At 68.4% G+C, this 24458-nt stretch carries 21 protein-coding genes; 10 read left to right on the top strand and 11 right to left on the bottom strand.

Annotated features, from left to right (window positions below):
• Positions 1-34: 34 nt before the first annotated feature.
• Complete coding sequence (locus LGN17_RS00590) at positions 35-790, bottom strand: Crp/Fnr family transcriptional regulator (RefSeq protein ID WP_175950401.1); 756 nt, start codon at positions 788-790, stop codon at positions 35-37.
• A gap of 168 nt (positions 791-958) precedes the next feature.
• Here LGN17_RS00590 and LGN17_RS00585 point away from each other — a divergent pair, with 168 nt between their 5' ends.
• Positions 959-2614, top strand: coding sequence for an acyl-CoA synthetase (locus LGN17_RS00585; RefSeq protein ID WP_226194716.1), 1656 nt, complete (start codon positions 959-961; stop codon positions 2612-2614).
• A 36-nt stretch (positions 2615-2650) separates the two neighbouring features.
• Here LGN17_RS00585 and LGN17_RS00580 read toward each other — a convergent pair whose 3' ends face one another.
• The 4 genes from LGN17_RS00580 to LGN17_RS00565 form a co-directional block, all read right to left on the bottom strand.
• Positions 2651-4633 (bottom strand): methyl-accepting chemotaxis protein, encoded by a 1983-nt coding sequence (locus LGN17_RS00580; protein WP_226194715.1) that lies wholly within the window; start codon positions 4631-4633, stop codon positions 2651-2653.
• Between the two features lie 158 nt (positions 4634-4791).
• Entirely contained in the window at positions 4792-5223 is a 432-nt protein-coding gene (locus tag LGN17_RS00575; RefSeq protein ID WP_226194714.1) for a YqaA family protein, read from the bottom strand.
• Positions 5224-5284: 61 nt separating this feature from the next.
• Positions 5285-6460: a voltage-gated potassium channel protein gene (gene kch, locus LGN17_RS00570; protein ID WP_226194713.1), complete on the bottom strand. Its 1176-nt coding sequence runs from the start codon at positions 6458-6460 to the stop codon at positions 5285-5287.
• Between the two features lie 122 nt (positions 6461-6582).
• Positions 6583-7230 (bottom strand): LysE family translocator, encoded by a 648-nt coding sequence (locus LGN17_RS00565; protein ID WP_226195260.1) that lies wholly within the window; start codon positions 7228-7230, stop codon positions 6583-6585.
• 283 nt (positions 7231-7513) lie between these two features.
• Here LGN17_RS00565 and LGN17_RS00560 point away from each other — a divergent pair, with 283 nt between their 5' ends.
• Positions 7514-7996, top strand: coding sequence for an Lrp/AsnC family transcriptional regulator (locus tag LGN17_RS00560; RefSeq protein WP_031402108.1), 483 nt, complete (start codon positions 7514-7516; stop codon positions 7994-7996).
• Positions 7997-8837: 841 nt separating this feature from the next.
• Here LGN17_RS00560 and LGN17_RS00555 read toward each other — a convergent pair.
• Positions 8838-10487, bottom strand: coding sequence for an IclR family transcriptional regulator (locus LGN17_RS00555; RefSeq protein WP_226194712.1), 1650 nt, complete (start codon positions 10485-10487; stop codon positions 8838-8840).
• 177 nt (positions 10488-10664) lie between these two features.
• On the opposite strand from LGN17_RS00555, the gene LGN17_RS00550 reads away from it, so the two are divergent.
• The 3 genes from LGN17_RS00550 (at position 10665) to LGN17_RS00540 (ending at position 14575) form a co-directional block, all read left to right on the top strand.
• Positions 10665-11624 carry an MBL fold metallo-hydrolase gene (locus LGN17_RS00550; RefSeq protein ID WP_089427583.1) on the top strand — a complete coding sequence of 320 codons (960 nt, stop codon included), beginning with the start codon at positions 10665-10667 and terminating at the stop codon, positions 11622-11624.
• 179 nt (positions 11625-11803) lie between these two features.
• Positions 11804-13147 carry an MFS transporter gene (locus LGN17_RS00545; protein ID WP_226194711.1) on the top strand — a complete coding sequence of 448 codons (1344 nt, stop codon included), beginning with the start codon at positions 11804-11806 and terminating at the stop codon, positions 13145-13147.
• 87 nt (positions 13148-13234) lie between these two features.
• Positions 13235-14575 (top strand): MFS transporter, encoded by a 1341-nt coding sequence (locus tag LGN17_RS00540; RefSeq protein ID WP_226194710.1) that lies wholly within the window; start codon positions 13235-13237, stop codon positions 14573-14575.
• 21 nt (positions 14576-14596) lie between these two features.
• Here the strand turns inward: LGN17_RS00540 and LGN17_RS00535 are convergent, their stop codons facing one another.
• The 3 genes from LGN17_RS00535 to LGN17_RS00525 all read right to left on the bottom strand — a co-directional run bounded on the left by LGN17_RS00535 (position 14597) and on the right by LGN17_RS00525 (position 17957).
• Positions 14597-14893 carry a hypothetical protein gene (locus tag LGN17_RS00535; RefSeq protein WP_226194709.1) on the bottom strand — a complete coding sequence of 99 codons (297 nt, stop codon included), beginning with the start codon at positions 14891-14893 and terminating at the stop codon, positions 14597-14599.
• Between the two features lie 115 nt (positions 14894-15008).
• Entirely contained in the window at positions 15009-16829 is a 1821-nt protein-coding gene (locus LGN17_RS00530; RefSeq protein ID WP_226194708.1) for a sensor domain-containing diguanylate cyclase, read from the bottom strand.
• Positions 16830-17156: 327 nt separating this feature from the next.
• Positions 17157-17957 (bottom strand): SDR family NAD(P)-dependent oxidoreductase, encoded by an 801-nt coding sequence (locus tag LGN17_RS00525; protein WP_226194707.1) that lies wholly within the window; start codon positions 17955-17957, stop codon positions 17157-17159.
• Positions 17958-18093: 136 nt separating this feature from the next.
• Between LGN17_RS00525 and LGN17_RS00520 the strand changes: the two genes are divergently transcribed.
• A complete protein-coding gene (locus LGN17_RS00520) occupies positions 18094-19053 on the top strand; it encodes a GlxA family transcriptional regulator (protein WP_226194706.1) in 960 nt (319 codons plus the stop codon).
• Between the two features lie 87 nt (positions 19054-19140).
• Here the strand turns inward: LGN17_RS00520 and LGN17_RS00515 are convergent, their stop codons facing one another.
• Positions 19141-19632 carry a 2,4'-dihydroxyacetophenone dioxygenase family protein gene (locus tag LGN17_RS00515; RefSeq protein ID WP_124447769.1) on the bottom strand — a complete coding sequence of 164 codons (492 nt, stop codon included), beginning with the start codon at positions 19630-19632 and terminating at the stop codon, positions 19141-19143.
• A 168-nt stretch (positions 19633-19800) separates the two neighbouring features.
• Between LGN17_RS00515 and LGN17_RS00510 the strand changes: the two genes are divergently transcribed.
• The 3 genes from LGN17_RS00510 to LGN17_RS00500 are packed head-to-tail and all read left to right on the top strand — an operon-like array spanning position 19801 to position 21879.
• Positions 19801-20271 carry a MarR family winged helix-turn-helix transcriptional regulator gene (locus LGN17_RS00510; RefSeq protein WP_226194705.1) on the top strand — a complete coding sequence of 157 codons (471 nt, stop codon included), beginning with the start codon at positions 19801-19803 and terminating at the stop codon, positions 20269-20271.
• A 37-nt stretch (positions 20272-20308) separates the two neighbouring features.
• Positions 20309-20644, top strand: a complete 336-nt coding sequence (locus tag LGN17_RS00505) for a hypothetical protein (RefSeq protein ID WP_226194704.1) — start codon at positions 20309-20311, stop codon at positions 20642-20644.
• The gene (locus LGN17_RS00500) at positions 20641-21879 is read left to right on the top strand and encodes an MFS transporter (protein ID WP_226194703.1); all 1239 of its coding nucleotides are present in this window, start codon (positions 20641-20643) and stop codon (positions 21877-21879) included. The genes LGN17_RS00505 and LGN17_RS00500 overlap by 4 nt, the downstream gene beginning before the upstream one ends.
• Positions 21880-22027: 148 nt before the next feature.
• Here LGN17_RS00500 and LGN17_RS00495 read toward each other — a convergent pair whose 3' ends face one another.
• Positions 22028-22978: a LysR family transcriptional regulator gene (locus LGN17_RS00495; RefSeq protein WP_175950336.1), complete on the bottom strand. Its 951-nt coding sequence runs from the start codon at positions 22976-22978 to the stop codon at positions 22028-22030.
• Between the two features lie 105 nt (positions 22979-23083).
• Between LGN17_RS00495 and LGN17_RS00490 the strand changes: the two genes are divergently transcribed.
• Positions 23084-24442 carry an aspartate aminotransferase family protein gene (locus LGN17_RS00490; RefSeq protein ID WP_226194702.1) on the top strand — a complete coding sequence of 453 codons (1359 nt, stop codon included), beginning with the start codon at positions 23084-23086 and terminating at the stop codon, positions 24440-24442.
• Positions 24443-24458 lie beyond the last annotated feature (16 nt).

The raw sequence follows: 24458 nt of genomic DNA, 5'->3' as shown, positions 1-24458 counted from the left end.
GGCGTCGGCGGCGATTCCGTTCATCGGTCCGCGCTCAGATCTGCTCGATCCCGACGCGCGCGAGCGCACCGAGATCGACGACGTCGATCTGGTTGTACGCGAGCCGCAGCGCGCCGAGCTTCTCGAGCTGCTGCAGCGCCTGGTTGATCCGCTGCCGCGATACGCCGACGAGCATCCCCAGTTCCTCTTGCGAGATCGACAGCGACGGGCCGGTGTCCGGGTACAGGTCGGGGTTGAAAAGCTGCGCGAGCGACTGCGCGACGCGTGCGTCGACGTCCAGCAGCCGGCTGTTCTGGATCGACGCGATGAATTCGCCCATCCGGTTGTTCAGCTGGTGGATCACGAAGCGCGTGAACGGCAGGCTCGTGTCGAGCAGCGCATGGAACGTGTCGGCCGGCACGAACAGCACGGTCGAGCGCTGGATCGCGACGACCTCGTACTTGCGCAGCTCGCGCTTGATCACGCTGCCTTCGCCGAACCAGCCGCCCGACGGCACGCCGGAGAACGTGCAGCCGCGCCCCGACGCATTGAAGATGGCGAGCTTCAGCAGCCCGCGGTGCACGCCGATCCAGTATTCGGATGGCGCGAGCCGATGGGCGATCACGTCGCCGGCCTCGCACTGCTCGACGTGCGACTGCGCGAGCACGAGCGCCTGGTGCTCGGGCGCGAGCGTGCGGAACCACGCGCACTGGCCGAACAGCGTGGCGAGCGCCGGCAGCCGGCCCGGTTCGGGAAGGGCATCGGCCGGGTCGGCGGGCGCGTCGGGCGGTGCAGCGAGTGGGTCGTGCATGGGTGCGGGTTTGCGAGGTTAGGGATAACGCGCAGCGCGTGACGGGCACTCTGTCGTTTCGATGACAGACGGCTCACAATAGCGCCCGTTAGGCTGTCGGCAATTGAACCACATCAAAACGATCCGGGGTGGATAGGCCCCGGTCGACAGGACACGGGAGACAGGATCATGACGCAGATGTTCGAGGCCGGACTCGGCCGCCGCGACGCGAATTACGTGCCGCTCACCCCGATCGACTTCCTGGTCAGGACGGCCGAAGTCTACGGCGAGCGCCTCGCGATCGTGCACGGCGACGTGCGGCGTACCTGGGGCGAGACTTACACGCGCGCGAAGCAACTGGCGAGCGCGCTCGCGCGGCTCGGCGTCGAACGTGGCGACACGGTCGCGGCGATGCTGCCGAACATCCCGGCGATGGTCGAGGCGCACTTCGGCGTGCCGATGGCCGGCGCCGTGCTGAACACGATCAACACGCGGCTCGACGTGTCGTCGGTGCTGTTCATGCTGCGTCATGGCGAGGCGAAGGTGCTGATCGTCGACACCGAATACGCCGAGTTCGCCCATCGCGCGGCGCTCGAGGTGCCGGGCCTGAAGATCGTCAGCGTGGCCGACGCGATGCCGGCCGATCCCGCGCGCTTCGCGGGCGCGACCGACTACGAGGCGCTCGTCGCAAGCGGCGACGCCGACTACGCATGGACGCCGCCCGCCGACGAATGGGATGCGATCGCGCTGAACTACACGTCCGGCACGACCGGCGACCCGAAGGGCGTGGTCTACCACCATCGCGGCGCGTATCTCGCGGCGATCAGCAACCTCCTCGAATGGGACATGCCGAAGCATGCCGTCTACCTGTGGACGCTGCCGATGTTCCACTGCAACGGCTGGTGTTTCCCGTGGGCCGTCGCGGCGCGCGCGGGCGTGAACGTCTGCCTGCGCAAGTTCGACGCGAAGACGGTGTTCGACCTGATCCGCCGCGAACGCATCACGCACTATTGCGGCGCGCCGATCGTACAGAGCGCGATCGCGAACGCGCCGGCCGAGTTCCGCGAAGGGATCGACCACACGGTGCACGCGATGGTCGCGGGCGCGGCGCCCGCGCCGGCCGTGATCGCGAAGATGAAGGAGATCGGCTTCGACTTGCTGCACGTGTACGGGCTGACCGAGGTCTACGGGCCGGCGACCGTGTGCGCGAAGCAGTCGCATTGGGAGGCGTTGGGCGACGAGGAGCGCGCGCGGCTCAATGCGCGCCAGGGCGTGCGCTATCACCTGGAAGCGGGCGCGACGGTGCTCGATCCCGACACGATGGCGCCGGTGCCGGCCGACGGCGAGACGCTCGGCGAGATCATGTTCCGCGGCAACATCTGCATGAAGGGCTACCTGAAGAACCCGAAGGCGACCGACGAGGCGTTCCACGGCGGGTGGTTCCATACCGGCGATCTCGCCGTGCTGATGCCGGACGGCTATATCCGGATCAAGGATCGCAAGAAGGACATCATCATCTCGGGCGGCGAGAACATCTCGAGCATCGAGGTCGAGGATGCGCTGTACCGGCACCCGGCGGTGGCGGTCGCGGCCGTGGTCGCGATGCCCGACCCGAAGTGGGGCGAGGTGCCGTGCGCGTTCGTCGAGCTGCGCGAAGGCGCGAGCGCGACCGAGGAGGAGATCGTCGCGCATTGCAAGGCGCTGCTTGCGGGCTTCAAGGTGCCGAAGGCCGTGCGGTTCGGCGAGCTGCCGAAGACGTCGACCGGGAAGATCCAGAAGTTCCAGCTGCGCAACGCGGTGGGATCGGACAAGGCGATCGACCTGGCGGGCGGCGACAAGAAGTAGGCGATGCGCCGGCCGTAGCCGGCTATCCGTTCTCCGTCACGCCTTCCGTTCGAGCCGGAACACGCTGACCGCGTCCGACAGGTGCGCGGCCTGGTCGCGCAGCGCGACGGCCGCGCGTTCGGCACCCGAGATCAGCAACGCGTTCTGCTGCGTCGCGTCGCCGATCTGCGTGACGGCCAGGTTCACCTGCTCGATACCGGTCGATTGTTCGCGCGACGCGGCGCTGATCTCGCCGATCAGCGTGCGGACCTGGTCGACTCGCGCGACGATGTCGCGCATCGTGCCGCGTGCGGCCTCCGCGATCCGGTAACCCTGCTCGACGGTCGTCGACGATTCGGCGCTCAGCGCGTCGATCTCCTTGACCGCGGCCGCGCTGCGCTGCGCGAGCGCGCGCACTTCGGCCGCGACCACCGCGAAGCCCTTGCCGTGTTCGCCCGCGCGCGCGGCCTCGACGGCCGCGTTCAGCGCCAGGATGTTGGTCTGGAACGCGATGCCTTCGATCGTGCCCGTGATCTCGGCGATCCGGCGTGTCGCGCGGCCAATGTCGTCCATGGTCGCGACCACGCGCCGCACCGCGGCGTCGCCGTTCGTCGCGGCGGCCGATGCGTCCGCGACCAGCGCGTTGGCTTGCGCCGCATGCTCGGCACTCTGCTGCACGGCGGCGGTGATCTGTTCCATGCTGGCGGCCGTCTGTTCGACGCTGCTCGCTTGCGTCGCGATCCGCGCGGCGATGTCGCCGCTGCCGGCCGCGATGTCGACCGTGCCGCGCGCGATGTCGGCGGAGCTGTTGCGCACCTGCGCGACGATCCGCGCGAGGCCGTCGCCGATCCCGTCGACCGCCTGCACGAGCCGGCCGATCTCGTCGTCGCCCGGCTTGCCGCGCGTGGCCGCGCCATCGCGGATGCGCACGCTGAGATCGCCCGCCGCATAGCGCTCGGAGGCCCGTGCCGCCGCATCGAGCGGCCGGCTCACGACGCGGCGTACCACGATGACGAACAGCGTCGCGAACGCCGCCACGAGCACGGCGCCGATCATCAGGAAGCGGTTGCGGGTGGCGCGCATGGTGGCCAGCAGTTCGTCGTCGAGCGCGATGCCGCCGACGAGCCACTGCCACTGCGGAATCGTCGTGAACGATACGAATTTTGCGGTCGGCCCGCCGTCGTGCGCGGCCGGGTCGGTCGACGTGTACGCGAGCCGCCCCTGGCCGGCCGCGAGCATCTGTGCGTACGGCGCGCGGGTCTCGTCGGCAGGCTGGCCGTCGGCATCCGGATGCACGACGAAGGTGCCGCGCGACGGCCCCTGTGATGCATCGAGCACGAAGTAGTAGCCGTTGTCGCCGATCTTCAGCGACCGGATGCCGTCCTCGACGAGCTTGAGCTCCGCGCCGATGTCGAGGCCGACGAACAGCGCGCCGATCACGCGGCCGGTCGCATCGGTCACCGGCTTGTACTGCGTGATGTACGGCCGGCCGAACAGCTTCGCGAGGCCCGTGTAGCTGCGTCCGGCGACGAGCGGTGCGTACGCGGGGCCGGCGCGGTCGAGCCTGGTGCCGACGGCGCGTGCGCCGTCCTGCTTCTTCAGCGACGTCGTGATGCGCACGAAATCGTCGCCGTCGCGCGCGAAGATCGTCGCGATCGCACCGCTTTTCTTCAGGAACTGGTCGGGGATCGAGTAGTCGAGGTCGAGCGGCTGGCCGCCCGCGGAGAGGGTTGGCGCGGCGACGCCGCCGATGTCGACGGTGCGCGCCGGGTCGAGCGTGAAATCAGGCGGCAGGAAGCTCGCGAACAGCGACATCGAGCGGTTGGCTTCGGCCGACAGCGCCTTGTCGAACAGGTCGACCATCGCGCGGATCGACTGTTCCTTGTCGACGATCCGCATGTGGGCTTCTTCAGCCAGCTGCTGGCCGGCGAAATGCGCGAGCGTCCACGCGAAAACGGTAAACAGCAGGGCGACGAGCGCGCACGCCAGCGCCGCAAGACGCGCGCCGACGCTCACCCGGCCCAATTGAGTCAATCTCATGCGACATCCTGAGTGGGGAGGGAGAGGAGGCGGAACGCACGCGTCACCGCTAGTTGCCCGGTTAATACGGCAACTTCGGCGAAATCTTTAGCGGCGCGTCGTCGATGGCGGCGCCGGCAGGTGCGGCCGTCGCGCGGGGCTGCGGCGAGAAGCGGGTGTCAATGCGTCATGAGCCACGCGACGGCCAGATAACGACCGACTTTCGCGATCGTCACGATGGCGAGGAAGGTCGGCAGCGGCTCGCGCAGCACGCCCGCGATCATCGTCAGCGGATCGCCGATCACGGGCGCCCAGCTCAGCAGCAGCGACCAGCGGCCGTAGCGCGCGTACCAGCGTTCGGCGCGCGCGAGCGCGGCGGGCTTGACGGGAAACCAGCGGCGCTCGCGGAAGTGCTCGATGCCGCGCCCGAGCGCCCAGTTGATCACGGAGCCGGCGACGTTGCCGATGCTCGCGACGAGCACCAGCGCCCACACGGGTTCGCGCCCGGCGAGCAGCAGGCCGGCGAGCACGGCTTCGGACTGGAGCGGCAACAGGGTCGCGGCGACCATCGACACGGCGAACAGGCCGCCGTAAGTGAGCAAGTCGGACATCGCGCGATTGTAGCGGGCGCGCGCCGGCCGAACTTGGGCACAGGGTCACACGGTCATGCGGTCATGCGGCATCGGCCGTGCCGAACAGCAGGTGCGAGATCACCGACTTGTCGACGGGTTCGTCGTTGAGCGTGCTGGCCAGCAGTTCGCCGGCGAGCTGCTGCGGCGAGAACACCATGTCGGGTTTCAGCAGGCGCAGCCGTTCGAGGTTGCGCTGGTGGTTCACGAGTGCGACGGTGCGCACCGAGGGCGCGATCTCGCGGATCGCGAGGATGATGAAGGCGTTCTCGGCGTCGTCGGAGCGCAGCGCGAGCACCGCACGCGCGGTCGCCGCGCCGGCGCTTTCCAGGACCGCGTGGTCGGTCGCATCGCCGACGATCAGGTCGGTCGTTGCCGGATAGTTGTGCTCGACGCCGGCCGGCACGACGACGGTTACCGCGTAGCCGCGCTTGCGCAGCCCGTCGTGCACCGCATGCGCGACGGGTGTCGCGCCGACGATCAGGTAATGATGCTTGCGGATCACGTTCGAAATGCCTCCCTTGACGATCCGTTTCAGATTGCCGCCGATCACGGGGCCGACGACCGCGCTGATCGACGTCGCGAACACCGTGATGCCGAGCACGATCACCGACGCGGTGAACAGGCGCGCGGTCGGCGCGTGCGGAACGATGTCGCCGTAACCCACCGTCGACATCGATACGATCGAGAAATAGACGGCCGTGGCGAGATCGTGGACGGGCGGCGTGAATTGGTCGCCGAGATACAGCACGCCGAAGGTCGCGTAGATCAGCAGCGATACGATGCTCAGCAACGCGAACAGGCTGCTCGCGGCAACGCTCGCACGGTCGAAGTGCCGCCAGTAGTACAGCAGCGCGACGGCCAGCACGGCCGTGTAGACGAACACGGCGTGGCTGCGATAGCCGCCGAGCACGCTGATCGCGGCGGCGGCGACGAGCAGCAGGATCGACAGCACCCACGCGACGCGGGCGCGCAGCACGATGCCGATGGCCATCGTCGCGAGGCCGGCCGCAACGACCACTTGCGGCAACACGACGAGCCCGGCGTTGTCGACGAGGTTCAGCGCATCGGCGAGCCACGCGCGATGCACGCCGAGCTTTGCATGCTCGACGACGGGGCGCAGCACCATGAGCGCGTCGAGCGCGAGGAGGAGAGCGAGATACCAGTGCAGGCCGATCGGCGCGAACACGCGCCGCAGGCGGGTAGTGAGGGGCTTCATCCAGTCGCCCGGCTGGCCGGGCATGTCCAACGAAACAGCCGCTACCCTAAAGCATTCGGCGATCGGCTGCTTTTTCGAGGGGCCTTGAAGGCGGCCGCGAGGAAGCCGCCGCCCGGCCGTGTTCAGTTCCAGCCGACCATGATCGCGCCCATCCCGACGAGCAGCCCGCCCGTGACGCGGTTCATCGCGCGCATCCGCGCAGGCCGCTGCAGCGCGCGGCTCAGCCGGTGCGAGAACAGCGCCATCGACGCGACGCCGCCCGCGAACAGCACCGCGAACGTCGCCGCGAGCAGCAGGTACTGCTGGTTCAGGCTCCAGTCGGCGCTCGGGCTGATGAACTGCGGAAAGAACGACGGGAAGAACAGCAGCGTCTTCGGATTCAGGCCGGAGGTCGCCAGGCCGCGCCAGAACAGCGCGCGGTGCGAGTCGGTGTCCGCCGGGGTTGCCCCGGCCGGCCCGGTCGAGGCGGCGGGCGCGCCGGCCGGCGCACGGCTGAGCCATTGCTTGCAGCCGAGCCAGACGAGGTAGGCCGCGCCGGCCCAGCGCAGCACGGTCAGCGCGCGCTCGTCGAGATGCACGAGCGAATTCAGGCACAGCGCGGTCAGCGCGAGTTGCAGCAGCACGGCGAGCGTGCCGCCCCAGACGCAAGGCAGCGCGCGGCGCCAGCCGGCGCGTAGCGCCTGGTTCATGGTGAGGAGGTTGACGGGGCCGGGGGCGTAGACGAGAACGGCGGAGGCAGCGAGAAACGACAGGTAAAGCCTGAACGACATGACGGGTAGCGCGGGAACAGGAACATGGGCGCCGATGCCGCGCAGCCGGATAGGCGCGCGGGCGGCGGGGAGTTGCATGCCTGCTGGCCGGCGCCGCAACTCGTGATTGCGGCCGTGCGTCCCGGTGCGAAGGGTGTCGCGGGGAGCGTGCCGGACAGCAGGCATGGGTAAAAATATATCAAGGGGCCGGATTAAAAGGCTTCCGCTTTTCCACACAAACCGACACAAATCCGGAATGTCGTTCAGATAGAATTCCATTTTTAAGTAGAAGATTCTTTCCGCCATGGCCACACGTGAACGCTCGCCGAAAACGCTCGACAGCCAGGATCGCAAAATCCTTGGTGCACTGCAGAAAAATGCGCGTCTGTCGAACGCCGAACTGGCCGAACAGATCGGCATGTCGACCACCGCGTGCTGGAACCGCACGCGGCAGCTCGAGATGGACGGCTACATCGACGGTTACGTCGCGCTCGTCAATCAGCGGAAGCTGGGCTACGCGGACATCGTGATCCTTGAAGTCACGCTCGATCGTCACGAGGACGACGCGCTCGCGCGCTTCGGCGAGGAACTCGCCGCACTGCCCGAGGTGCTCGAGGCCTATCTCGTATCGGGCGAGTACGACTACTGGATCAAGGTCGCGGTGGACGGCACGGCCGGCTACGAGCGTTTCCTGCGCGAGAAGCTGTACAAGATTTCGAGCATCCGTCACAGCCGCTCGATGTTCGCGCTGCGCTGCATGAAGGACGTGCCGTCGATTCAGGTGTGACGAGAATGGGGACGAGCATGCGGCCGTGGGTGAAACGACGGCGCATGGGGTTGCGCGTTTGCGCGGAGAAAGCCGGCAAGCGGGCGAGGGGCAAGGCGTACGGCGCGATTCGGTACCTAGGCCGGCGACGCGGATGAATCTTCCGTCCGCGGCGATCCGGCGTATCCGCGTGCAGGTTGGATAACGGCTGCGGGCCGGGGCAACCGTCAGACAAAATCGCGCCGATGCCGATCGGCGCCGGTATCGCCTTTAAAGCAACTTCAGAACGACTTCGACGCGCTCCCGATACGGAGCGTGTTCAACAGGACTATCCGGCCCGTTTCCAGTGACCGGCCTTGCACGCCGTTGCCCGACGCAGCGGCCTCGTGGCGCGCGTCCGGGCAAGCAAGCGGATCAGGCAAGACAACGTGCGGACGGCCTGCAGGCGGCCGGTCGTTCCGTTCAGCGCGGCAGGCGTGCGTGTGCTTCGGCGATGACCTCGCAATTCTCGAGGTGGAGTGCCCATGCCTCTGCAATCAGCTCGCCCATACGTGCGAGCCAGCCAGCGGATTCGGTGGAACGGTCGGAGATGTTAGACGTTTGCATGACGAAGCCCCGTATAGGTGGCGAGTTAGGGATAACCCTAATCATAGCGAAACACCTCCGCTTTGTGAAATGCGATTTCGTTATATGAGAATTACTGACAATTCATGTTGCGGCTTCGCAACATGAATGTCGGCTGCCATATCGGCTGCCTGCGCGAGGCCGTGCGGGCGCGACGAGGCCGCGCCCGCACGGCCTCGCATGGGGCAGGAGATGGAATTCGAGCGGTGGGAGGCGGTCGGTCGCGGCGGGCGGCGGCTTACCCGCCGATCCACCCGAACCGCCACGACAGCCGTCGTGTCGCGGCGAGCAGCGCCTGCGCGAGGTCGCTGTCCGGCCCGCGCGGGAAGCCGCGCGACGAGCCGATGATCGCGATCACGAGCCGGATGCTGCCGGTGTGATCGAACACGGGTGCGGCGACTGTCCCGATGCCCGGCACCGGCGCGTCGAACGCGAAATCGAGTCCGGTCGCGCGGATCGTCGCGAGCCGAGCGCGGAACGCATCGTCGGCCGGCGCGGCGGCATTGCCCGCGAGGCGCACGGGTTCGTCCGCGAGCAGGTCGGCCAGCACGTCGTCGGACATGCCGGCCGCGAAGATCCGTCCGATCGCCGTATTGACGAGCGACATCACCGTGCCGACCTGCAGGCTCACGTGCTGCGGCCGCGCCGACTCTTCGAGTCGGATCACGGTCGGGCCGAGCGGACCGAGCGTCGCGGCCGCGACGCTCATGTCGGTCGCGCCGGCCAGCGCGACGATCTCGGCTTCCGCGTCGCGCGTCGGCGACACGCGCTGCATCGCGATCAGGCCGAGCGCCTGCCCGAGCGGGCCGCCGCCGAAGCAGCCGGCGTCGTCGCGGCTCAGCAAGCCGATCTTCTGCAGGCTGACGAGATGCGGAAAGGCCTTCGCGGCCGGCATGCCGGCGGCCGCCGCCAGATCGCGCAGCGGCAGCGCGCGGCCCGCCGACACGAGCGCAAGCAGCAGCTCGCCGGTGCTGTCGAGCGCATGGATGCCGCGCTGAGCCTTCGCATCGTCCGCCAGGGCAGGCGGCACGCGCGGGGCGGCCGGGGCCGGGCCGGAAGCCGGCAGGGGGGCGTCGTGCGCCGCGCCGAGCAAGGCGGTGGCCTGCCGTGCCGCGTCGCGCAATGCCGCCGCGATCGGGCCGTCCCAATCGACATCGATCGAGCCCGTCGAACCGATCACCGTCAACGCGAGCTGCAGCGCGCCCGTCGCGTCGAACACCGGCACGCACATCGCGCTGACGCCGGGGCTCGGCAGGTCGACGCCGCGCTCGATACCGCGTGCGCGGATTGCATCGAGTTCGGCCCGCGGCACGCCGGCGTCCGGCACGGGCTGCTCCGCGCCCGCGAGCGTGGCGCCCGCGCCGGCCTGGCTGGCCGCCATCGCGTCGAGTTGCGCGGGATCGCCGAACGCGCGGAACACGCGGCCGGTGGCCGTGGTGTCGAGCGACATCACCGAACCGACGTGCAGGTTCACGTGCAGCGGATAGCCGCCGTGCTCGATGCGCACGATCGTCGGGCCGAGCACGCCCGGCACCGACAGCGCGACGCTCAGGCCGACCGCTTCCGCGAGTCGCGCCGCGTGCGGCAGCGCCGCGCGATAGGCCGGCTGGCGCTCGATCGACATCAGCCCGAGCCGCAGCGACAACGGCCCCGGCTCGTAATTGCCGGTGATCGCATCGCGCTTCACGAGCGCAAGCCGCGTCAGGCTGACGAGATAGGTGTGCGCCTGCGCGGTCGACAGGTCGGCCGCCGCGGCCAGCTCGGACAGGCCGAGCGGCTTGCGCCGGCGCGCGAGCGCGTCGAGCAGCCGGCCGCCAACCTCGACACTCTGGATCCCGCGCTGCGCCTTGGGCGGCGCGTCGTCTGCGCTGGCTTCGTGGTTCTGCACGCGATGAATCTTCCGTTGACGAAACCCCGCATGGTATCCGACGCCATTTATCGCGCCAGCCCGCAGGTTTACCCGTATTAAACAATAGCAAGCGTATTTGTCATTGACAAATATTCGACGCAGGAAGATGATCCGCTCACTCCCCTCAACACATGGCTCGCAGCCACGGAACGCAACATGGCCAAAGCATTCGCCTCCCAAGCCGATCTGGAAGAGAAGAAAGTCACCTGGACGAAGCTGTCCGAGAACGCCTACGCGTACACCGCCGAAGGCGACCCGAACTCGGGCGTGATCATCGGCGACGACAGCGTGCTGATCGTCGACACGACCGCGACGCCGGCGATGGCCCAGGACCTGATCGCGAAGATCCGCAGCGTGACCGACAAGCCGATCAAGCACGTCGTGCTGTCGCATTACCACGCGGTGCGCGTGCTCGGCGCGTCCGCGTATTTCGACGAAGGCGCGCAGCACGTGATCGCGAGCCGCGGCACCTACGAGATGATCGTCGAGCGCGGCGAGGCCGACATGAAGTCGGAGATCGAACGTTTTCCGCGCCTGTTCGCCGGTGTCGAGACGGTGCCGGGCCTGACCTGGCCGACGCTCGTGTTCGAGCGCGAGATCACGCTGTTCCTCGGCAAGCTCGAAGTGAAGATCATGCACGTCGGCTCGGGCCACACGAAGGGCGACACGATCGTCTGGATCCCGTCGCAGAAGGTGCTGTTCTCGGGCGACCTCGTCGAATACGACGCCGCGTGCTACTGCGGCGACGCCCAGCTCGAGCAATGGCCGGCCACGCTCGAGGCGCTGCGCGCGCTCGGCGCCGAGAAGCTCGTGCCGGGCCGCGGCCCCGCGCTGCTGAACCCGGCCGACGTGAACAAGGGCCTCGACTACACGAAGGATTTCGTCACGACGCTGCTCGCACAGGGCCGCAAGGCCGTCGAGCAGAAGCTCGACCTGAAGGCGTCGATGGCGCTCACCCGCGAAGCGATGGACCCGAAGTTCGGCCACGTGTTCATCTACGAGCACTGTCTGCCGTTCGACGTGTCGCGTGCGTTCGACGAAGCGAGCGGCATCACGCATCCGCGCATCTGGACGGCGCAGCGCGACAAGGAAATGTGGGCCGCGCTGCAGGATTGAGCGGCTTGCACAGGCGGGGTGTCCGACAGGGCGCTCCGCCTTTTTTCTGACGCGGCGACTGGCCACGGCTTCCTGCCGCCTGTCCGTCCGCCGTATCCGTTCTCACAAGAAAGCAGGGCGCACGTACGCCCCGGGAGACGGCTGCGCGCTCGAATCGCGCAGCCTGTTTGGAGAGAGACATGCCTCAATCGCTTCCCGCCGAAGCGGCGCTCGCGCACGCGAGCGCTTCGGCTTCCGCCGCGACGAACGACGCGCTGCTGTTCCGCAAGATCGCGTGGCGAATCGTGCCGTTCCTGTTCCTCTGCTACGTCATCTCGTTCCTCGACCGTATCAACATCGGCTTCGCGCAGTTGCAGATGAAGCACGATCTCGGCTTCAGCGATGCGATGTACGGCCTCGGAGCCGCGGTGTTCTACGTCGGCTACGTGTTCTGCGAAGTGCCGAGCAACCTGCTGCTCGCGCGCTTCGGCGCGCGCCGCACCTTCACGCGGATCATGCTGCTGTGGGGCATCGCGTCGACCGGGATGATGTTCGTGTCGCAGCCGTCGCATTTCTACGTGCTGCGCTTCCTGCTCGGCGTATTCGAAGCGGGGTTCTTTCCCGGCATCGTGCTGTACCTGACCTACTGGTTCCCCGCGAACCGGCGGGCGGCCGCGATCTCGGTGTTCTTCGCGGGCGTCGCGGTGGCCGGCGTGCTTGGCGGCCTGATGTCGGGCTGGATCATGCGCGACATGAGCGGCGTGCTCGGGATGCACGGCTGGCAGTGGATGTTCGCGATCGAAGGCGCACCGGCGATCCTGCTCGCATTCGCCGCGTTCACGCTGCTGGTCGACCGGCCGCAGGACGCCACGTGGCTCACGTCCGATGAAAAGGCGCGGGTTGCCGCGCTGTGCGCCGACGGCCGCGGCTCCGGCCACGCGCACGACGGCCGCAGCCTCGTGGCGGCCCTCGCGAACCCGCGCGTGTACCTGTTCGCGTTCATCTATTTCTCGCTGACCTGCGCGTCGCTGACGCTCAACTTCTGGATGCCGCTGATGATCCGCGACTTCGGCGTGACCGACGTCGTGGCCGTGAGCCTGTACACGGTCGTGCCGAATGCGGTCGGCGCGGTGGGGCTGATCCTGATCGCGCGCCGTTCGGATCGCACCGGCGAGCGCCGCAGGCACTTCGCGTGCTGCACGATCGGCGGCGGGCTCGCGCTCGTGGCGCTGACGCTGCACCTGCACAGCTTCGCGGCGATGCTCGCGTGCCTGTCGGTCGCGGCGACGCTGATCTTCGCCGCGTTGCCGATTTTCTGGGCCGTGCCGACCCGCTACCTGTCGGGCAACGCGGCCGCGGCCGGGATCGCGCTGATCAGCAGCATCGGGATCACGAGCGGCATCGTCAGCCCGTGGGTGATCGGGATGATCCGCACGCGCACCGGCAGCATGGATCTCGCCGTGTATCTGCTGGCCGCGCTGCTGGTGGCGAGCGGCGTCGCGCTGATGCTCGGCGTGAAAGGCGAAGGCGCGCCGCGCGACTAGGCAGGCAACGGCCGGTCGCTGCTGGCGGGCGGCGGCGACCGGCACCCCGTGTCGGACCCGCACCCGAATCCATCGAGGAGACGATCGATGTCAGCCCCCCTTCAAGCGGCCGCCGCGCGTGCCGTCGCGCCAGGTGTCGCATCACCGGACGCCGATGCGCTGTACCGCCGCATCGGCGCGCGGATCGTGCCGTTCCTGTTCATCTGCTACATCGTGTCGATCCTCGATCGCAGCAACATCGGCTTCGCGCAGTTGCAGATGCGGCAGGACCTCGGCCTGACCGACGCGATGTACAGCCTCGGCGCGGTGCTGTTCTTCGTCGGCTACGTGCTGTTCGAGGTGCCGAGCAACGCGCTGCTGCGCCGCTTCGGCGCGCGCCGCACGTTTGCGCGGATCATGTTCCTGTGGGGCGCGGTGTCGGTCGCGATGATCACCGTCGACAGCGCGAAGCATTTCTACGTGCTGCGCTTCCTGCTCGGCGTATTCGAAGCGGGGTTCTTTCCGGGCGTGGTGTTCTACCTGACGTACTGGTATCCGGCGCGGCGGCGCGCGTCGGTGCTGTCGATCTTCTACGCGGGCGTCGCGGTGGCCGGGATGGTCGGCGGGCTGCTGTCGGGCTGGCTGATGCGCGGGATGTCGGGCGTGCTCGGGTTGCACGGCTGGCAATGGATGTTCGCGATCGAAGGCGCGCCCGCGATCGTGCTCGGCGTGATCGCGTGGTTCTGGCTGTGCGATCGTCCGGAGCACGCGCGCTGGTTGTCCGACGCCGACCGCCAGCGGCTCGCGGCCGACCTGGCCGCCGATCGCGCCGGTGCCGCTACGCCGGCGCCGCACTCGCTGCGGCAGGTGCTGGCCGAACCACGCACGTACCTGTTCGCATTCATCTATTTCTCGCTGACCACCGCGCTCCTGATGCTGTTGTTCTGGATGCCGCTGATGATTCGCGAATTCGGCATCCACGATGTCGTGCAGATCAGCCTGTTGTCGGTCGTCCCGAACGCGATCGGCGCGGCCGGCCTGATCGTGATCGCGCGGCGCTCCGATCGCAAGCGCGAACGACGCCGGCACTTCGCGGCATGCGCGTTCGGGGGTGCGGTTGCGCTCGCCTTGCTGACGCTGCACCTGCCGAGCATCGTCGCGATGATGGCGCTGCTGTCGGTCGCGGCGATGCTGATCTTTGCCGCGCATCCGGTGTTCTGGGCCGTGCCGTCCGCGTATTTCTCCGGTGCAGGCGCGGCGGGCGGGATCGCGCTGATCAGCAGCATCGGCGTATCGAGCGGCATGATCACGCCGTGGCTCGTCGGGCTGATCCGCACGAGAACCGGCAGCATGGATCCGGCGATGCTGATGATCGCGGCGCTGCTGGCCGCGTGCGCGGTCGCGATGCTGCTGGGCGTGCGGGCGGCACCGCGTGAAGGGGCGGTGTGACGCGGGCGGCGACGGTGCGCGTCAGTGGAGGGACAGAAACAGCCCGGGCAGGACGAGCAGGCCATGCAGCACCAGCGCTCCGTAGATCGTGCCGCCGCGCGCCTGCAGGTCGATCGACAGGCAGGCGACGGCTGCGACGACCCCGATGGCCGATAGGCCCGCCGCCCAGAAGAGCGCGGTGATGAGCACGCGCACGCCGGTGTACGGATCGTCCAGCGAACTGGCGAACACATAGCCGATCAGAAGCGCCAGCAGCTCGATGAGCGCGACGACGAGAAGACCTGACGCGATTCGCGCGGTGCGTTTGGCATTGTCCATGGCAAGTCGGAGTGGGTAGGGGCGGGGGCGCTAGCCTACACGATCGGTCCCGAATCGGTCGCGCAACGGGGGCGGCAGGACGCCAGGCGAGGAGCGAGCGTCACCGGGTCGAAACCTACGCCCGATAAACCTCGATCCGGTTGCGGCCACGCTCCTTCGCGAGATAGAGCGCCTTGTCGGCGCGCGACAGCGGCTGGTATGCGCCGAAGTCCGACGCCCGCATCGCGTCGATGCCGATGCTGACGGTCAGCGTGACCTGCTGATCCTCGTGCGTGAGCCGCGCCTGGCTCGCGCGTTGTTGCACGCGCTGCGCGAATGCCAGCGCGCGGTCGAGATCCGCGCCCGGCAGCACGATCGCGAATTCCTCGCCGCCGACCCGCCCGACGATGCCGTCCGGCCCGGTTTCCGCGAGCAGCAGCCGCGCAAAATGCCGCAGCGCGCGGTCGCCGACCGGGTGGCCCCAGCGATCGTTCAGCGCCTTGAAGTGATCGAGATCGAGCATCAGCACCGCGGCGGCCTGGCCGGTCGTGCGCACGGCGCGCAGCGCGGCTTCGCTTTGCCGCATGAATGCATGGCGGTTCGACAGCTGCGTCAGGTGGTCGGTGGTCGCCATCCGGTGCAGTTCGGCCTCGATGTGCTTGCGGTCGGTCGCGTCGGTGATGAAGCCGTGCCACACGGTGCCGCCGTCGGCCGTGCGCTGCGGGCGCGCGTCGCCTTCGCGCCAGCGCAGGCCCTGGCCGGGCAGCAGCACGCGGTATTCGAGGCGCCACGGCGTCAGTCGCACCGACGAGTCGTGCAGCGATTGCCGATAGGCGACCAGGTCGGCCGGATGGATGCGCGTCTCGACCGCCTCGGCGCTGCGGGCGATCTGCTCGGGCGTCAGTTCGTAGATGTCGCGGACACCCGCGCTCGCGTAGGAAAAGAAGCGGCGCCCGTCGGGCGCCTGCCGCAGCTGGAACACCAGCCCGGGAACCTGGTCGGTGAGATCCGTGACGAGCGCGGCCGAGTCGCGCAATCGCACGGCGAGCTCGCGCAGCGCGGTGATGTCTGTGGTCGTCCCGACCATCCGGAGCGCGCGGCCGTTGCCGTCGCGGGCAATCACCTTGCCGCGGCTGCAGATCCATTTGTACGAGCCGTCCTTGCAGCGGATGCGGTGCTCGACCGCGTAGTAGTCGGTGCGCTGCTCGAAGTGCGCGAGCATCGCGGCCTTCACGTCGGCGGTGTCGTCCGGATGCAGCCGTTCGTACGCGTCCTCGATCCGGGTGCTGAGCTCGTGCGGCGCGTAGCCGAGCATGGCCTTCCAGGCCGGCGAGTAATGGATCTCGCCGGTTTCCACGTTGCGATCCCACACGCCGGTGCCGCTTTCGGTCAGCGCGAGCGTGGTCAGCGTGCTGTGTTCCTCGACGACGCCGAGCCGTTCGCGCAACGCGGTTGCTTCGGTCGCGCGGGCAAGCGTGCCGGCGGCGAGCGTGGCGAGATCGCACAGCAGCGCGTATTGCGTGGCGTCGAGCGCCGGGCGTCTGTCGTCAACGACGCACAGCGTGCCCAGGGTCGCGCCATCGGGCGCGGCCAGCTTGCAGGCCGCGACGATCCGCAGCGCAAGAGGAGAGCCTTCGTTGCGTTGCCCGGTGGCGTTCGCGCCGTGCAGGGCGAACCGGGCCTCGGCAGCGGGGGGCGGCCCGGCTTGGGGCGGCAAGCCGTCGGCGGGAAGTGAATCGGGAAGCCCGTCGGGCAGTTCGCCGTCGACGGCCAGCACGCGCTGCGCACCGGCGTCGGCGCGCGTAATGAACGCGCCGGCGGCGCTGAAATGCGCACGCGCGACACGGCAGACGGTGCCGAGTTCCGGCAGGGGTGGGAGCGTGGGCTGACGGTTGGCCGAACCGCGTGCGGAGGCCGGCGCGTCACCCGTCTCGGTGATGAACATACGGACCCGCATGGTCGAATTCCGCAACGGACGATGGCCCTCGTGATCGGACGAATACCGGTCGAACGAGGTCGCTTGGGGACTGCAGTCGCAGAGCTTACTGTTGCGCGGAATACGTGGCAAGCGAACCGGAATCGTCTGTCTTTTCGCGACATTTGTGCAGGCCAGGAAAGAATCCGATGCGTGTTTCCGCAGACGAATCCCCCGGTCGGCACATGCCCGGAAACGGGCCACGGAACCTCGGACGGTGACGGACGATTCGCCACGCATCACCGTGTTCCGCAGCCCATCCCGGGGTTCGACGTGCTCGTCGCTTTCGACCTGCGGGATGCCGCGTGCTCAGCTTGCCGTCGCGTAGCGCGGCGCGGGCGTGTCGGCCGACAGGTGCGGCGCCATCGTGCGGCGCGCGGCCTCGTAAGCGGCCCATTCGTCGCCCGCGTGCAGCGACGGGATCGTCACGAGTTCGCCGCGATCGAAACCGACCAGCGCCGCATCGACCATGTCCGGCGCCGGCATCACGATTTCCTTCGGCAGATGTTCGAGCGGCAGGCCGCCCGTCTGCCAGAAATCGGTGGCGGTCGCGCCGGGCAGCACGGCCTGCACCTGCACGCCCTTGTCGGCGAGCTCGTGATGCAGCGACTGGCTGAACGCGAGCACGAACGCCTTGCTGCCGCCGTATACGCCGTTCAGCGTTTCCGGCGAGATCGCGACGATCGACGAAATGTTGATCACCGCGCCGTGGCCGCGGGCGACGAAGCCGGGCACCGCCGCATAGGTGAGGCGCGTGAGCGCGGTCACGTTGAGGTCGATCATCCGCGTCATCGCGTCGACGTCGCTGTCGAGCAGCGGCGCGTGCGTGCCGACGCCCGCGTTGTTCACGAGCAGCGTGATGCTCGCATCCTGCTTCAGCTTCGCCTCGACGGCGGCGAGTGCGGCGCGGTCGTTGAGGTCGGCGTCGATGATCTCGACGCTGCGCTGCGTGTCGTTCGTGATGCGCTCGGCGAGGGCGGCCAGCCGCTCACGGCTGCGCGCGACCAGGATCAGGTCGTAGCCGCGGCGCGCGAGGCGGTCCGCGTAGACGGCGCCGATGCCCGACGAGGCGCCGGTAATGAGGGCGGTACCGCGATGTGCTTGCGTCATGATGTGCTCCGTTTCGATGGGAATGGCCGGATGGCGTGAAGCCATTCTGGCCGCGAATCGCTGCGACACAAATGACGTAGATGGGTATGATTCAGGACATCGGGCCGACCCACTCGCCCGGGACGGGAGAGCGCACATGCACCGCATCGGCTTTTTGATCAGCGACGGTTTCCAGATCATGGCGCTCGCCGCGCAATCGGTGTTCGAGTACGCGAACATGGGCATGAGCGAGCCGTTCTACGTGATGGACAACTATTCGGTCGACGGCGGCGACGTGCGCTCGTCGCTCGGGCTGTCGGTCGCCACGCGCGCGCTGCGCGGGCGGATCGCCGTCGATACGTGGATCGTCGCGGGCGTCAACGATCCGATCGCTTCGCCGGCGCCGGCCGGTGTCGTCGCGTTCCTGCGCCGCGCCAACGCACGCGCGCAGCGAATCGCCGGCATCTGCACGGGCGCGTTCGTGCTGGCCGAGGCCGGGCTGCTTGCGCAGCGCCGCGCGACGACGCACTGGGCGTTCGGCCGCGACATGCAGCGGAGCTATCCGGAGATACGCGTCGAGGACGACCGGATCTACATCGTCGACGGCCCGATCTGGACGTCGGCCGGGATGACGGCCGGCCTCGACCTCGCGCTTGCAATGGTGGAAAAGGATCTCGGCGCCGATGCCGCGCGATCGGTCGCGCACAAGCTCGTGATGCACCAGCGGCGGGCCGGCGGCCAGTCGCAGCATTCGGAAATGCTGAAGCTCGCGCCGAAATCCGACCGGATCCAGAACGCGCTGAACTACGCGCGGCAGCATCTCGGCCGCGCGCTGACCGTCGAGGATCTCGCCGAAGCCGTGCACCTGAGCCCGCGCCAGTTCAGCCGCGTGTTCACGCTCGAAACGGGGCAGTCGCCCGCGAAGGCGATCGAGCGGCTGCGGCTGGAGAATGCGCGGCTGATGATCGAGCAGAGCCGCCACTCGCTCGACGTGATTGCGAAGGAAAACGGCTTTCGCGACCGCCGGCACATGCGCGAGGCGTTCGTGCGCGGGTTCGGCGTACCGCCGCAGGCAATACGGCGCGAGGCGCGGGCGGACGAGCGGGAAACGGCCTGAACCGTCATCGGCATCCGCCGGTTCTGCCTGTCCTGGCGACGATCACGGCGGCGAGCGGCGCGTTCGATCGCCGCGGCCGCCCGGCACTCAACGCGTGACGAACGGCGCGGCGGCGTCCGGCGCCGTGCGCGCATGCTTGCGCTGGCGCAGCAGCGCGACGCGGCAGTTCTCGCGCGCGGTCTCGCGGCCGTCATCGTCGAGCAGCACGAGATCGCCGCGCATCACGTTGAGCGTGATCACGTCCTCACCCGGCGCGCCGAGCGTTTCCGGCGTGTGCACCGAGCCGGCCGGTTCGAGCACCGTCGAGCCGGCGTGCGCCACCCAGTCGTATTCGCGGTAGCGCCATGCACCCTGCAGCGTATGCACGAACACCTCGCCGTCGTGACGGTGGCGCGGCAGCGTGCCGCCGGCCGGCATCTTCAGCAGCGCGGTCAGTGTGTCCTCGGCCGCATTGATGTGCAGGTACTTGATCGCCAGCCCCGGCAGGTCGGCGCTCATCGGCAGCCACGGCAGCGCGTCGCCGGGCAGGCACGAGATCGGCGGCAGGTCGGTGGAGAGCGGGGCGGACGGCTGCGTCATGGCGGGAGGCGGAGCGGAAATGGGGAGCCCGCATTATCGCAGAGCCGGCTCGTGCGGCCGAACGGGACGCTTCGCATCGGCTTGAGCGCATGCGACGAGGCGATCCTTACAGCCTGAAATACACAGCTAAACTGTACAGTTTTTCTGTATATCGGCTATCCTGAATGCATGAACACGCCATTGCCTCCCTCCGAAGCGCTCCCGCTGGCCGGCCTTGCCGGCGAACTCCGCATCTCGGTCGGCAAGCTGATGCGGCGGATGCGGGAGCAGATCCACCCGAACGATCTCACGTCATCGCAGAAGTCGGTGCTGTTGCGGCTCGACCGCGACGGCCCCGCGACCGTGTCGGCGCTCGCGCGCGCCGAGAGCGTGCGGCCGCAGTCGATGCGGGTGACGGTCGCGACGCTCGAGACGCTGGGCGCCGTCAGCGGCGAGCCCGATCCTTCCGACGGCCGGCAGACGCTGATCGCGCTCACGCCCGGTTTCCGCAAGGTGCTGCAAGCCAACCGCGCGGCCAAGGACGACTGGCTGTTCCGCGCGCTGCACGCGCAACTGTCGGAGGTAGAGCAGGCCGAGCTTGCATCGGCGGTGAAGCTGCTGCAGCGGCTCGCCGAATTCCAGGAACCGCCGCGTTCGTAAACCGCCTCGCCCCGCTCGCCGAAAGGACAACCCGAACATGAATTTCCCGCATCTCGTGTCGTATTGCTTCGGCGGCGCGTTTCTCGCGAATGGGGTGCCGCACCTCGTCAGCGGGTTGCGCGGCGAGCCATTCCAGACCCCGTTCGCGAATCCGCCCGGGCGCGGTTTGTCGTCGTCCACCGTGAATGTCGTGTGGGCCGTCGCGAACCTCGTGATGGCGTATGGGCTGGTGTGCCGGGTCGGCGATTTCGACCTCCGGGTCACGGCCGACGCGGTGGCGTTCGGCCTCGGCATCCTCCTGCTCGGCCTGTTCCTCGCGCGGCGCTTCGGCGAGCTGCACGGCGGCAACGAGCCCGACAGGGAGCGGCCATGAGCGTGCCGGCGGCGGGCGTGTTCCGCTCGCTTCGCGGCTTCAACTATCGCGTGTGGGCGATCGGCGCGCTGGTGTCGAACATCGGCACGTGGATCCAGCGCACCGCGCAGGACTGGCTCGTCCTCACGCAGCTCACGCATCACGACGCGTCGGCCGTCGGCATCGTGATGTCGCTGCAGTTCGGCCCGCAGCTTCTGCTGCTGCCGTGGACGGGGTACGCGGCCGACCGTTTCGACCAGCGCAAGCTGCTGATGGCGACGCAGGCGCTGATGGGCGGGCTCGCGCTCTTGCTGGGGCTGCTGACGGTGACCGGCGTCGCGCAGCTGTGGCACGTGTATCTGTTCGCGTTCCTGTTCGGCTGCGCGTCGGCGTTCGATGCGCCGGTGCGGCAGACCTTCGTCGCGGAACTGGTCGCCGACCGGGAGCTGGCGAACGCCGTCGCGCTCAACTCGACGTCGTTCAACGCGGCGCGGATGATCGGGCCGGCGGCGGCCGGCTTCATCATCGCGTCGATCGGCACCGGCTGGGCGTTCCTGCTCAACGGGCTCAGCTTCGTCGCGGTGCTGGCGTCGCTGTCGATGCTGCGTGCCGACGAGCTGCGCGCGCACGCGCGGGCCGGCCGCACGCGCGGGAGCCTGCTCGACGGGTTCCGTTACGTGTGGCAGCGCCCGGACCTGAAGGCGATCCTCGCGATGCTGTTCCTGATCGGCACGTTCGGGCTCAATTTCCAGCTGTTCATCTCGACGATGGCGGCCAGCGTGTTTCACGTCGACGCACGCGGCTTCGGCGTGCTGTCGTCGATGATGGCCGTCGGCACGATTACCGGTGCGCTGCTCGCGGCGCGCCGGGACCGGCCGCGCTTCCGGCATCTGTGGATCGGCGCGGCGCTGTTCGGGCTCGGCTGCACGCTGGCCGCGCTGGCGCCGGGCTACTGGCTGTTCGGCGCCGCGCTCGTGCTGACCGGGGTCGCCGCGATCACCTTCATGAACTCGACCAACAGCCTGATGCAGTTGTCGACCGAGCCGGCGATGCGCGGCCGCGTGATGGCGCTGCGTCTCGCGGTGGCGCTCGGCGGCACGCCGATCGGCGCGCCGGTGGCGGGCTGGGTCGCGAACCACCTCGGTCCTCGCTGGGCGCTCGGGGTCGGCGCGATGTCGGGTTTTGCCGCGGCGCTCGTCGCGACGCATTTTCTGAAGCGCATGCGTGCGCAGGACGGTGCGGGCGATGGTGTTTGATCGACTGTGAAAGGGGCGTAGGTTGTTCAGTTGTTCGGCCGGACAGCGCTCAGTCGTTCAGTACTCAGCCGTTCGACACGCAGCCGTTCAGCGTTCAGTCCTTCGGTACTCAGCCGTTTAGCGCTCAGCCGCCTAGCCACGCCAATGATCACGCCCCCGGCCGATCTGCCGCATGCGCGGCTTCGAGACACGACTGAAACAGCAGCGCGGCCCGCGACGGCCGCGGCGAGCGGCGCAGCAGGCTCACGAACCGGCACCGGTAGTTGAACCGGTGCGGCGCGATCGGCTGCATCAGCCCCTTGGTTTCGAAGCTTTCCGCGTAATGGTCGGGCAGGAAGCCGAGATAGCGGCCGGACAGGATCAGCGTCGCGATCGACTCCTGGTCCGACGCGGTCGCGCTGCGCGTGAGCTTCGCGCGATGGCTCAGTTCCATGTTCGGCGAATGGAAGCCGAGCCCCGCGAACGCGTGGTTACGGATCGTCGTCCACGTGAGCTTGCCGTGCGGCGCATCGTAAAGCGGATGCTGGCGGCCGCAGTAGAGCAGCATCCGTTCGTCGAACAGCTCCGAATACACGAGGCTGCCCGAATTGCGGTGCGCGGGAATGATCCCGACCTGATAGCTGCCGTCGATGATCCCGCGCTCGACCTCGTTGATCGACGCGACATGCAGGTTCAGCGCGACGTCGGGGGCCTCGTCCGTGAACTGGCGGATCGCGTCGCCGAGCCGCGCGTTCGCGTTGGTGGCCGTCTTGTCGAACACCGCGACGTGCAGTTCTCCGCCCATCCGCTCGTGAATACCGTCTATCCTGCTGCGAAAGGCCTCCATCGACGCGAGCAGCCGCAGCGTCTCCTCGTACACCGTCTGGCCTTCGGGCGTCAGCGTGAAGCCCGCACGGCCGCGCCGGCACAGTACGAGGCCGACGCGCGTTTCCAGATCCTTCACGTGCCGGCTGATCGTCGAGATGCCGATATTCAGTTCCAGTTCGGCCGCCGCCATCCCGCCGCACTGCACGACGCCCTTGAAGACCCGCAGCAGGCGGAGATCCATGTCGCTGAGCTGCCCGAGCAGCGCGCGGCTCTTCGGTTTCTTTGCTTGCATAGTTGCGCAAGTGAACATTGATATTGCGATATTGAAGAGACTAATTGGCCTCCCGACAATGCGCAACATCATCACAAGAAGGAGGGGCGCGCCGCGCCGACCGACATGACCGACATCACCACCGCCGCGCAGCAGGACGACACGACCATCCGTACCGACGCCGCCTGGCTCGACGCGCACTGGATGCCGTTCACCGCCAACCGCCAGTTCAAGGCCGATCCGCGCATGATCGTGTCGGGCCAGGGCGCGTATTACACGGACGCCGAAGGCCGCAAGATCTTCGACGGCCTGTCGGGTCTCTGGTGCACGGGCCTCGGTCACGGTCGCACGGAAATCGTCGAAGCCGTGAGCCGCCAGGTCGCGCAGCTCGACTACGCGCCGGCGTTCCAGTTCGGTCATCCGAAATCGTTCGAGCTCGCGAACAAGATCAAGGACCTGACGCCGGCCGGTCTCGACTACGTGTTCTTCACGGGTTCGGGCTCGGAGGCGGCCGATACCTCGCTGAAGCTGGCCCGCGCCTACTGGCGCGCGAAGGGCAAGGGCACGAAGACGCGCCTGATCGGCCGCGAGAAGGGCTACCACGGCGTGAACTTCGGCGGTATCTCGGTCGGCGGGATCGGGCCGAACCGCAAGCTGTTCGGCCAGGGCCTCGACGCCGATTTCCTGCCGCATACGCAACTCGCCGAGAACAAGTTTTCGCGCGGGATGCCCGAGCACGGCGCCGAACTGGCCGACCGCCTGCTCGAGCTGATCGCGCTGCACGACGCATCGAACATCGCCGCCGTGATCGTCGAGCCGTTTTCCGGTTCGGCGGGCGTGGTCGTGCCGCCGAAGGGCTATCTGAAGCGGCTGCGCGACATCTGTACCGCGCACGACATCCTGCTGATTTTCGACGAGGTCATCACGGGTTTCGGCCGTGCCGGCGCGATGACGGGCGCCGACGCGTTCGGCGTGGTGCCGGACATCCTGAACTTCGCGAAGCAGGTGACGAACGGCGCGCAGCCGCTCGGCGGCGTGATCGCGACGAAGGAAATCTACGACACGTTCATGGCCGCGGGCGGCCCCGAGTACATGCTCGAGTTCCCGCACGGCTACACGTATTCGGCGCACCCGGTCGCGTGCGCGGCCGGCATCGCGGCGCTCGACCTGCTGGTGAAGGAAGACGCGGTGGCCCGCGTGCGCGATCTCGCGCCGCATTTCGAGGCTGCGGTGCACGGGTTGAAGGGCCAGCGCCACATCGCGGACATCCGCAACTACGGGCTCGCGGCGGGCCTGACGATCGCGGCGCTGCCGGGTGAGCCGGCACGGCGCCCTTACGAGATCGCGATGCGCTGCTGGGCGAAGGGCTTCTACGTGCGCTACGGCGGCGACACGATCCAGCTGGCGCCCCCGTTCATCTCGGAGAAGCGCGAGATCGACAACCTGGTCAACGCGCTGTCCGACGCATTGAACGAAGTGGACTGAGCCGCGGCTTGCCCTC

It is taken from the genome of Burkholderia sp. AU30280, from assembly GCF_020420125.1.
In the GTDB taxonomy this organism is placed as follows: domain Bacteria; phylum Pseudomonadota; class Gammaproteobacteria; order Burkholderiales; family Burkholderiaceae; genus Burkholderia.
Note: the sequence above shows the minus strand (reverse complement) of the source record. Positions and strands in the feature narration are given on the sequence as shown.

What these genes read in the sequence shown, in the direction of transcription:
- LGN17_RS00590 (WP_175950401.1), bottom strand. Translation starts at nt 790, where the DNA reads ATGCACGACCCACTCGCTGCACCGCCCGACGCGCCCGCCGACCCGGCC.
- LGN17_RS00585 (WP_226194716.1), top strand. Translation starts at nt 959, where the DNA reads ATGACGCAGATGTTCGAGGCCGGACTCGGCCGCCGCGACGCGAATTAC.
- LGN17_RS00580 (WP_226194715.1), bottom strand. Translation starts at nt 4,633, where the DNA reads ATGAGATTGACTCAATTGGGCCGGGTGAGCGTCGGCGCGCGTCTTGCG.
- LGN17_RS00575 (WP_226194714.1), bottom strand. Translation starts at nt 5,223, where the DNA reads ATGTCCGACTTGCTCACTTACGGCGGCCTGTTCGCCGTGTCGATGGTC.
- kch (WP_226194713.1), bottom strand. Translation starts at nt 6,460, where the DNA reads ATGAAGCCCCTCACTACCCGCCTGCGGCGCGTGTTCGCGCCGATCGGC.
- LGN17_RS00565 (WP_226195260.1), bottom strand. Translation starts at nt 7,230, where the DNA reads ATGTCGTTCAGGCTTTACCTGTCGTTTCTCGCTGCCTCCGCCGTTCTC.
- LGN17_RS00560 (WP_031402108.1), top strand. Translation starts at nt 7,514, where the DNA reads ATGGCCACACGTGAACGCTCGCCGAAAACGCTCGACAGCCAGGATCGC.
- LGN17_RS00550 (WP_089427583.1), top strand. Translation starts at nt 10,665, where the DNA reads ATGGCCAAAGCATTCGCCTCCCAAGCCGATCTGGAAGAGAAGAAAGTC.
- LGN17_RS00545 (WP_226194711.1), top strand. Translation starts at nt 11,804, where the DNA reads ATGCCTCAATCGCTTCCCGCCGAAGCGGCGCTCGCGCACGCGAGCGCT.
- LGN17_RS00540 (WP_226194710.1), top strand. Translation starts at nt 13,235, where the DNA reads ATGTCAGCCCCCCTTCAAGCGGCCGCCGCGCGTGCCGTCGCGCCAGGT.
- LGN17_RS00535 (WP_226194709.1), bottom strand. Translation starts at nt 14,893, where the DNA reads ATGGACAATGCCAAACGCACCGCGCGAATCGCGTCAGGTCTTCTCGTC.
- LGN17_RS00530 (WP_226194708.1), bottom strand. Translation starts at nt 16,829, where the DNA reads ATGCGGGTCCGTATGTTCATCACCGAGACGGGTGACGCGCCGGCCTCC.
- LGN17_RS00525 (WP_226194707.1), bottom strand. Translation starts at nt 17,957, where the DNA reads ATGACGCAAGCACATCGCGGTACCGCCCTCATTACCGGCGCCTCGTCG.
- LGN17_RS00520 (WP_226194706.1), top strand. Translation starts at nt 18,094, where the DNA reads ATGCACCGCATCGGCTTTTTGATCAGCGACGGTTTCCAGATCATGGCG.
- LGN17_RS00515 (WP_124447769.1), bottom strand. Translation starts at nt 19,632, where the DNA reads ATGACGCAGCCGTCCGCCCCGCTCTCCACCGACCTGCCGCCGATCTCG.
- LGN17_RS00510 (WP_226194705.1), top strand. Translation starts at nt 19,801, where the DNA reads ATGAACACGCCATTGCCTCCCTCCGAAGCGCTCCCGCTGGCCGGCCTT.
- LGN17_RS00505 (WP_226194704.1), top strand. Translation starts at nt 20,309, where the DNA reads ATGAATTTCCCGCATCTCGTGTCGTATTGCTTCGGCGGCGCGTTTCTC.
- LGN17_RS00500 (WP_226194703.1), top strand. Translation starts at nt 20,641, where the DNA reads ATGAGCGTGCCGGCGGCGGGCGTGTTCCGCTCGCTTCGCGGCTTCAAC.
- LGN17_RS00495 (WP_175950336.1), bottom strand. Translation starts at nt 22,978, where the DNA reads ATGCAAGCAAAGAAACCGAAGAGCCGCGCGCTGCTCGGGCAGCTCAGC.
- LGN17_RS00490 (WP_226194702.1), top strand. Translation starts at nt 23,084, where the DNA reads ATGACCGACATCACCACCGCCGCGCAGCAGGACGACACGACCATCCGT.